Below are 8,166 nucleotides of genomic sequence, written 5' to 3'. Positions count from 1 at the left end.
TCTACCAACTGAGCTAATCACCCCCGCTGTGTGGAGTCGCATTATAGGGAGAGTTGAAAATGAGTCAACGCATTTTCTAAAGTTTTTATTCGTTCGTCGTAAAATTAAACAAAACGATCGTGAAATGGGCTGTGGCGCATGATTTCTAAACAAAAACAGCAAACTCGGTCACGATAAAGGGATCGACATTGAGGAATCGCCGCACAGTGATAGAATATTGCCCATCGTTTTTTCCCCAGGATTTGCCGATTGCCGGCATCTTTATAACGTAAGGCCATTTCATGAAAATCAAAACTCGCTTCGCGCCCAGCCCGACAGGCTACCTGCACGTCGGTGGTGCACGTACTGCTCTCTATTCCTGGCTTTTTGCACGCCACAACAAAGGTGAGTTCGTGCTGCGTATTGAAGACACCGATCTCGAGCGCTCCACGCCGGAAGCAATTGAAGCCATTATGGATGGGATGAACTGGCTGAATCTGCAGTGGGATGAAGGTCCTTACTTCCAGACCAAACGTTTTGACCGTTATAACGCGGTAATTGACGAGATGCTGGTCGCGGGTACGGCATACAAATGCTATTGCTCTAAAGAGCGCCTGGATGCGCTACGTGAAGAGCAGATGGCGAACGGCGAAAAGCCGCGTTACGACGGCCGCTGCCGCCATGACCACAGCGAGCATGCCGCTGATGAACCTTGCGTGGTGCGTTTTGCTAACCCACAGGACGGCTCTGTTATTTTTGACGACCAGATCCGTGGCCCAATCGAATTCAGCAACCAGGAGCTGGACGATCTGATCATCCGCCGTACCGACGGTTCTCCAACCTATAACTTCTGCGTGGTGGTTGACGACTGGGACATGGAAATCACCCACGTTATCCGTGGCGAAGACCATATCAATAACACCCCGCGCCAGATCAACATCCTGAAAGCGTTAAATGCCCCTGTTCCGGTCTATGCGCACGTTTCAATGATCAACGGTGACGACGGTAAAAAGCTGTCTAAACGTCACGGTGCGGTCAGCGTTATGCAGTATCGCGACGAAGGCTATCTGCCGGAAGCGCTGCTGAACTACCTGGTGCGTCTGGGCTGGGCTCATGGCGATCAGGAAATTTTCAGCCGCGAAGAGATGATCGATCTGTTCTCTCTGAACTCTGTGAGCAAATCCGCCAGTGCGTTCAACACTGACAAGCTGCTGTGGCTGAACCACCACTACATCAATACCATGCCGCCGGAATATGTGGCGACTTACCTGCAGTGGCACATTGAGCAGGCCAATATTGATACCCGTACTGGCCCTGAGCTGGCGGACCTGGTGAAACTGCTCGGCGAGCGTTGCAAGACGCTGAAAGAGATCGCCGAAAGCTGCCGCTATTTCTATGAAGAGTTTGATGAGTTCGATGCGGATGCCGCGAAGAAACATCTGCGTCCTGTTGCGCGTCAGCCGCTGGAAGTGGTACGTGACAAACTGGCGGCCCTCACTGAGTGGACCGCAGAGAATGTGCATCATGCGATTCAGGCTACCGCTGACGAACTGGAAGTCGGTATGGGTAAAGTAGGTATGCCACTGCGCGTAGCGGTGACCGGTGCGGGTCAGTCTCCGGCGCTGGATGTTACCGTTCACGCGATCGGTAAGTCTCGCAGCGTGGCGCGCATTAACAAGGCTCTGGGATTTATTGCTGAACGTGAAAACCAGCAGTAAAACAGCCTGAGATGCAAAAACGGCAGGGTAACCTGCCGTTTTTTTATGCGTGTAATTCAGCAATACCCAGGCGCGTAAGAAAACCGCTGATGCCTTCGCGTTTTAGTAACACGTGCAGTCGCTCCTGTTCCAGCTGCGTCATGTTTTCAAGCGTGTCGACAATCTGCACGAGCAGATTCGATGACGCAGGATCGCCATAGGGCATCGTTGCTTCTGCCAGGTGGTAAACCGCCTGACGGTTGCGAATGGCAGGGAGGTTCATGATATGCTCCTTCACCCGAGCATCAATGTGGATCAGCCGCGCCCGTCCCCCTTTCACGCCATTGATCCCTTCGGTTTTCCAGCCCTGCTGACGAATCCAGCGGTTAACGGTTTGTCGAGCAACACCCAGGCTGTTCGCCAGCTCTTCCGTGGTCATTTTGCTGCGTAATCTTTTCATATCAGTTATGGTCGCGAATCCCTAAACGTTGCAACAATCCGGTAATCCCTTCCCGCAGTAACAGCGATGTCATCTGCTTTTGCTCTTCCGGCGTCATTTCATTCGCCAGCGTCAGAAGTAATGTGTGCAGAGAACCGTTTTGCAACGCATTTTCCGGTATATCTGCGGTTTCCGTTGCCCGGCGCGCGCTGCGGATAAAGTCACGCACTTTCTCGTTCACATGTACCAGGCGCGCTTTCCCGCCCTGAACTCCCGGTTTTGGCGATGTAATCCAACCCTCTTTGCGTACCCATTTATTGATGGTCTGGCGGCTATAGCCAGTGAGGAGGGCTAACTCTTCTGGCGTCATTCGTTCCTTGATCATACAATTTCCTGAATATTTGTGGGGTCAATTAACGGTTCATTTTATAGCACCGTTTTAGGTGAAAACGTGACAGGCTTAACTCCTGACTGCGAGGCGGCTCGCAAAGTGGTTCATTTGCATGATTTTTCGGCGATTGAACGGCAGTGATTGATTTTGCCGTTGACACTCCGCAGCGGAATTCATATTATGCCGCCCGTCAACATGACAGCTTTACGATGGGGCTATAGCTCAGCTGGGAGAGCGCTTGCATGGCATGCAAGAGGTCAGCGGTTCGATCCCGCTTAGCTCCACCAAACTCTGAACCCAACAGAGTAGGGTAAGTAAAGTAACATGTGGGGCTATAGCTCAGCTGGGAGAGCGCTTGCATGGCATGCAAGAGGTCAGCGGTTCGATCCCGCTTAGCTCCACCAAAATTTGAACCCTCGTCGAAAGACGGGGGTTTTTTTATGTCTTTGTAACGACCTTCACCCTCTTTTGTTGCCAAATTAGCAGCGTTCCTATACCTCGCCTCAATCCAAATCAATAAACGAGTCTATAAATGGACTTCAACTTGATTCGAGCAATTAATAAACCTATTATCCGTCCGGCCAATAATTTGCATGGTAAAACAGATTATCCAACTTAATGAATAGAAAAACTTACAATAATGTAAAGATATTTATGATTGCTCTGGCGCTGTGTTTGATTACGGTGCCCTTTTCCCGTTATATCTCTCCACGCGCTATAGTAAATGGTCATGATGTTTATCTGGCATGGCTGCCGTTAAGCGTTATGCTGGCCGTCATTTTGTTATTTGGGCGTCGAGCAATCATTCCCATTCTTTTAAGTTTCACTATTGCTAACATCTATAATATTAATTTAGCACCACTACAATATTTAGTATTATTGATCTGTCAGACGTTTTCTGTCTTTGCTGCCTGTGGCGTCCTGCGCCTTGTGCTGGGCAAGCGCTGGCGTCACTGCGTGCCGAACAAACACATTGGGCAACGTATATTCTGGCTGGGCTTTATGGTGCCGATAGGCATTAAAGGGTTGATGTATCTGGCTGGCTTTTTATTTGATTTTCCCGTGACTATCTCAACATTCTTTGGCGAAGGCACCGTAATTTATAACATCGTTGATATTCAAAGCTTGATATGCGCAGCATTGATTTTCACCATGATGTTCTATTATCCATTAAGAATGATAATTAATCCCCGCTATGTCAGAACCTTCTGGCTGCGGAGCGTGAAGCCAGTGTTTTTTCATAAAAAATCTTTGTATGTATTCATCTGGCTGGCTTTTTTAATTTTCACCCTTGCCGTGTTATGTGCGCCATTTGAGTCACCGGTTATTGCTGGCTATTTAATGCCAGTCATTTTTATTCTCTTTACGCTAGGTATCAGTCGCCTCAGCTATGCGCTCATCTCTTTACTGTGGGCGGCATCCGCTCTGCTGCTGTTGACCTATAACTACAACTTCCTTAATGGCGTCGAATCTGGGCATTCACTCTCCTTTATCCTGTCTGTGCTGATCTCTTTCGCTATCTGTCTGCTTTACATGTCGCGGCTCTACCAGCGAAGCAACTGGTTGAAGCAGGACTGGCAGGACAGGGCGCTGACCGACCCGCTGACCGGTTTACCGAATATTCGGGCGCTGGAAGAGTTTCTTCAGGCTCAGCCGGATGCAAAAATCTGCTGCCTGCGGATGGACAACCTGGAATTTTTAAGCCGCCACTACGGCATTCTCATGCGGGTGCATTGCAAACGTAGGGTAACCACCTCCCTGCAGCCGCTGTTGCAGAAAGATGAGAAGCTCTTCCAGTTGCCAGGCAGCGAGCTGGTCATTGTATTGCTGGGGCCTGAAACCGCTGAACGGCTGCAGCATATGGTCGATCAATTAAACAGCCGAAAAATTTACTGGAACAACACGGGGCTGGATATCGAGTTTGGCGCATCCTGGGGAATGGTCGAAAACGGCGAGAACTTGCACCATACGCTGGGCCAACTGAGCTGGCTTGCCGAGCAGTCATGCGGAGCGCATAACGTACTCGCGCTCACCAATAGCCTGGAGGCCGCGTCGGGGCAAACCACAGAACGGGTGCTGATGTTAGCGCGTATCAAACATGCCCTGGATGCCGGTCAGTTTCATTTATATGCCCAGCCAATCCAGAAAGCGGATGGCAGCGGTTATTACGAAATACTGGCGCGCATGGAAAGCGAGGGAGAGATTATCACGCCTGACCGCTTCATCCCGCTGATTGCCCAGTTTAACCTGAGCCACCGGTTTGATATGTGCGTGCTGGAAAAACTGCTGTTGTGGTTGCGCGATCATCCTGCGTCGCAGGGTGGCACTCGCTTTTCTGTCAATCTGATGCCTCTGACGCTGATGCAAAAAGAGGTAGCTACCGAGATTAGCGCGTTGTTCGAACACTATGGTATCGCGCCGCAGGACGTTGTCCTTGAGATCACGGAAGAGCAGGCCTTCTCGAACTCTGGCAGCAGTATCAAAAACCTTCAGCAGCTGCGGGATCTTGGGTTCCGTATCGCGATTGATGATTTTGGTACCGGCTATGCCAACTACGAACGACTCAGACGCCTTCAGGCGGATATCATTAAAATAGATGGCTGCTTTGTTAAAGATATCTGTACCGACGACATGGACGCGATGATTGTGCAGTCGATTTGTAATCTGGCAAAAACCAAATCACTGAGTGTGGTGGCTGAATATGTGGAGACGCCGGCGCAACGCGACATGCTGCTGCGTTTTGGTGTGGATTACCTGCAGGGATACCTGATAGGCAAACCGACGCCGCTTGACGCACTGCAGGCATAAAAAAACCGGGAGCCAGGCTCCCGGTTCTCATATAACGTGACGGGTTACAGTACCAGTGCTGCGATAGATGCTGACAGTACGCTCACCAGCGTTGAGCCGTAAACCAGTTTCAGACCGAAGCGAGAAACAACGTTACCCTGTTCTTCGTTCAGACCTTTAATCGCACCGGCGATGATACCGATGGACGAGAAGTTCGCGAAGGAAACCAGGAACACGGACAGGATGCCTTCCGCACGTGGAGAGAGTGTGCTGGCGATTTTCTGCAGATCCATCATTGCAACGAATTCGTTAGAAACCAGTTTGGTCGCCATGATACTACCAACCTGCAGCGCTTCGTGAGCAGGGACACCCATCACCCAGGCAACAGGGTAGAAGATGTAGCCCAGGATGCCCTGGAAGGAGATGCCCAGAACCGCGGCGAACAGGGCGTTCAGGGCAGAGATCAGGGCGATGAAGCCGATCAGCATCGCGGCAACGATAATCGCCACTTTAAAGCCCGCCAGAATATATTCACCCAGCATTTCGAAGAAGCTCTGACCTTCGTGCAGATTTGCCATCTGCAGGTTCTCTTCGCCTTCCTCAACACGGTATGGGTTGATCAGTGACAGCACGATAAAGGTACTGAACATATTCAGCACCAGAGCAGCAACCACATATTTTGGTTCCAGCATGGTCATATACGCGCCCACGATAGACATGGAAACGGTGGACATTGCTGTTGCGGCCATGGTGTACATACGGTTACGGGACATCTTGCCGAGAATATCTTTATACGCAATAAAGTTCTCTGACTGGCCCAGAATCAGGGAGCTGACGGCGTTGAATGATTCCAGCTTACCCATACCGTTAACTTTGGACAGTACGGTACCAATGGCGCGGATCACAATCGGCAGAACACGGATGTGTTGCAGAATACCGATCAGCGCAGAGATGAAGACGATTGGGCAAAGTACTTTCAGGAAGAAGAACGCCAGCCCTTCGTCGTTCATTTTACCGAAGACAAAGTTCGTCCCTTCGTTGGCGAATCCGAGCAGTTTTTCGAACATTTCGGAGAAGCCTTTTACGAAGCCAAGCCCCACGTTGGAGTTCAGGAAGAACCACGCGAGCAAAACTTCAATAACGAGAAGCTGAACAACAAAGCGAATGCGGATTTTTTTACGGTCATGGCTGACCAGCAACGCAAGCGCAGTAACGACAACGAGTGCCAGGACAAAGTGAAGGACGCGGTCCATATTTGCTCCAAATATGAGGCAGGTTTAATTTTCGTGCACATTCTATGTAACAACCGAAAAGAAAACGAGATCAAGGACACACTATAGTTACATCCTGTGACGAGTCTCAAAAATAGTGATCCACAATACATTTTTGTTATGTTAGGTAAATGAGTGAAAAGTTAAGTTTGTGTGCTAGTCTTCACAAAAGAGCGCGCGATTTCGGTTTCTGTTAAAGCGCCCCCGCTTACCCGCCTGTCTATCGTTCAAAGCTATCAGAGAAATCACTGCAACCGTTACAAATGATCTTGATAATCATTCTCATTTTGATAGCATTAAACATAGCAAAGGCTATATTTCAGAGGCAGAAATGACAAACAGTCGCGTAGAGGGTAGCAGTGGCAGAGCAGCGCGCAAGTTGCGGTTCGCATTAATGGGACCTGCGTTCATCGCTGCCATTGGCTATATCGATCCAGGCAATTTTGCGACCAATATTCAGGCCGGGGCCAGCTTTGGCTATAAGCTTCTGTGGGTGGTTGTCTGGGCTAACCTGATGGCTATGCTGATTCAGATGCTTTCCGCGAAACTGGGTATTGCCACCGGTAAAAACCTGGCGGAACAGATCCGCGATCATTACCCGCGCCCGGCGGTATGGTTGTACTGGATCCAGGCGGAAATCATTGCGATGGCAACCGATCTTGCCGAATTCATTGGTGCGGCAATTGGTTTCAAGCTGATCCTCGGCGTATCACTGCTGCAGGGGGCGGTGCTTACCGGCATTGCCACCTTCCTTATTCTGATGCTGCAGCGTCGGGGGCAAAAACCGCTGGAAAAAGTCATCGGCGGCCTGCTGCTGTTTGTCGCTGCGGCCTATATTGTCGAACTGATTTTCTCGCAGCCTAACCTGGCGCAGCTCGGTAAAGGGATGGTAATCCCAAGCCTGCCAACCTCTGAAGCGGTGTTCCTCGCCGCCGGGGTGCTGGGGGCGACCATCATGCCACATGTGATTTATCTTCACTCCTCGTTAACCCAGCACCTGCACGGGGGGACGCGCAAAGAACGCTATTCCGCAACCAAATGGGATGTGGCTATCGCCATGACGATTGCCGGTTTTGTGAATCTGGCGATGATGGCAACCGCTGCCGCTGCGTTCCACTTTAACGGTCACACCGGCATTGCCGATCTCGACCAGGCCTATCTGACGCTGGAGCCGTTACTGAGCCATGCGGCTGCGACCATATTTGGCTTAAGCCTGGTGGCGGCAGGTCTCTCCTCTACGGTGGTAGGAACACTGGCCGGGCAGGTGGTCATGCAGGGGTTCGTCCGCTTCCATATACCGCTGTGGGTACGTCGCACCGTCACAATGTTGCCGTCATTTGTGGTGATCCTGATGGGGCTGGACCCAACACGCATTCTGGTCATAAGCCAGGTGCTGCTGAGCTTCGGGATCGCACTTGCGCTGGTGCCGCTGCTGATCTTTACCAGCAACAAACATCTGATGGGTGAACTGGTTAACACCACGCTGGTGAAACGGACCGGATGGGTCATCGTGGTTGTGGTAGTGGCGCTGAACCTGTGGTTACTGATAGGCACGGCATTGGGGTTATAAAAGAAAAAGGAGCCGGGAGGCTCCTTTTTAGA

Annotated in this window: 6 protein-coding genes and 2 tRNA genes; 5 read left to right on the top strand and 3 right to left on the bottom strand. The window is 50.8% G+C overall.

The window, feature by feature from the left end:
- The first annotated feature begins 281 nt into the window (after positions 1 to 281).
- Positions 282 to 1,697, top strand: a complete 1,416-nt coding sequence (gltX, locus tag AK59_RS0100590) for a glutamate--tRNA ligase (protein WP_029881757.1) — start codon at positions 282 to 284, stop codon at positions 1,695 to 1,697.
- A 43-nt stretch (positions 1,698 to 1,740) separates the two neighbouring features.
- Here gltX and AK59_RS0100585 read toward each other — a convergent pair whose 3' ends face one another.
- Positions 1,741 to 2,136 (bottom strand): YfeC-like transcriptional regulator, encoded by a 396-nt coding sequence (locus tag AK59_RS0100585; protein WP_013098190.1) that lies wholly within the window; start codon positions 2,134 to 2,136, stop codon positions 1,741 to 1,743.
- A 1-nt stretch (position 2,137) separates the two neighbouring features.
- Complete coding sequence (locus AK59_RS0100580; protein WP_029881756.1) at positions 2,138 to 2,500, bottom strand: YfeC-like transcriptional regulator; 363 nt, start codon at positions 2,498 to 2,500, stop codon at positions 2,138 to 2,140.
- Positions 2,501 to 2,717: 217 nt separating this feature from the next.
- Between AK59_RS0100580 and AK59_RS0100575 the strand changes: the two genes are divergently transcribed.
- From AK59_RS0100575 to AK59_RS0100565, 3 genes are all read left to right on the top strand, one after another.
- Positions 2,718 to 2,793 (top strand) — tRNA-Ala (locus tag AK59_RS0100575).
- Between the two features lie 41 nt (positions 2,794 to 2,834).
- Positions 2,835 to 2,910 (top strand) — tRNA-Ala (locus AK59_RS0100570).
- Between the two features lie 214 nt (positions 2,911 to 3,124).
- Complete coding sequence (locus AK59_RS0100565) at positions 3,125 to 5,314, top strand: EAL domain-containing protein (RefSeq protein ID WP_029881755.1); 2,190 nt, start codon at positions 3,125 to 3,127, stop codon at positions 5,312 to 5,314.
- A 44-nt stretch (positions 5,315 to 5,358) separates the two neighbouring features.
- Here AK59_RS0100565 and AK59_RS0100560 read toward each other — a convergent pair whose 3' ends face one another.
- Entirely contained in the window at positions 5,359 to 6,546 is a 1,188-nt protein-coding gene (locus tag AK59_RS0100560) for a NupC/NupG family nucleoside CNT transporter (protein ID WP_013098187.1), read from the bottom strand.
- Between the two features lie 349 nt (positions 6,547 to 6,895).
- Between AK59_RS0100560 and AK59_RS0100555 the strand changes: the two genes are divergently transcribed.
- On the top strand, positions 6,896 to 8,134 hold the full coding sequence (locus tag AK59_RS0100555; RefSeq protein WP_029881754.1) for an Nramp family divalent metal transporter: 1,239 nt from the start codon (positions 6,896 to 6,898) through the stop codon (positions 8,132 to 8,134).
- Positions 8,135 to 8,166: the final 32 nt, after the last annotated feature.

This window comes from Enterobacter sp. T1-1, from assembly GCF_000710795.1.
Classification (GTDB): Bacteria; Pseudomonadota; Gammaproteobacteria; order Enterobacterales; family Enterobacteriaceae; genus Enterobacter; species Enterobacter cloacae.
Note: the sequence above shows the minus strand (reverse complement) of the source record. Positions and strands in the feature narration are given on the sequence as shown.

What these genes read in the sequence shown, in the direction of transcription:
- gltX (WP_029881757.1), top strand. Translation starts at nt 282, where the DNA reads ATGAAAATCAAAACTCGCTTCGCGCCCAGCCCGACAGGCTACCTGCAC.
- AK59_RS0100585 (WP_013098190.1), bottom strand. Translation starts at nt 2,136, where the DNA reads ATGAAAAGATTACGCAGCAAAATGACCACGGAAGAGCTGGCGAACAGC.
- AK59_RS0100580 (WP_029881756.1), bottom strand. Translation starts at nt 2,500, where the DNA reads ATGATCAAGGAACGAATGACGCCAGAAGAGTTAGCCCTCCTCACTGGC.
- AK59_RS0100565 (WP_029881755.1), top strand. Translation starts at nt 3,125, where the DNA reads ATGAATAGAAAAACTTACAATAATGTAAAGATATTTATGATTGCTCTG.
- AK59_RS0100560 (WP_013098187.1), bottom strand. Translation starts at nt 6,546, where the DNA reads ATGGACCGCGTCCTTCACTTTGTCCTGGCACTCGTTGTCGTTACTGCG.
- AK59_RS0100555 (WP_029881754.1), top strand. Translation starts at nt 6,896, where the DNA reads ATGACAAACAGTCGCGTAGAGGGTAGCAGTGGCAGAGCAGCGCGCAAG.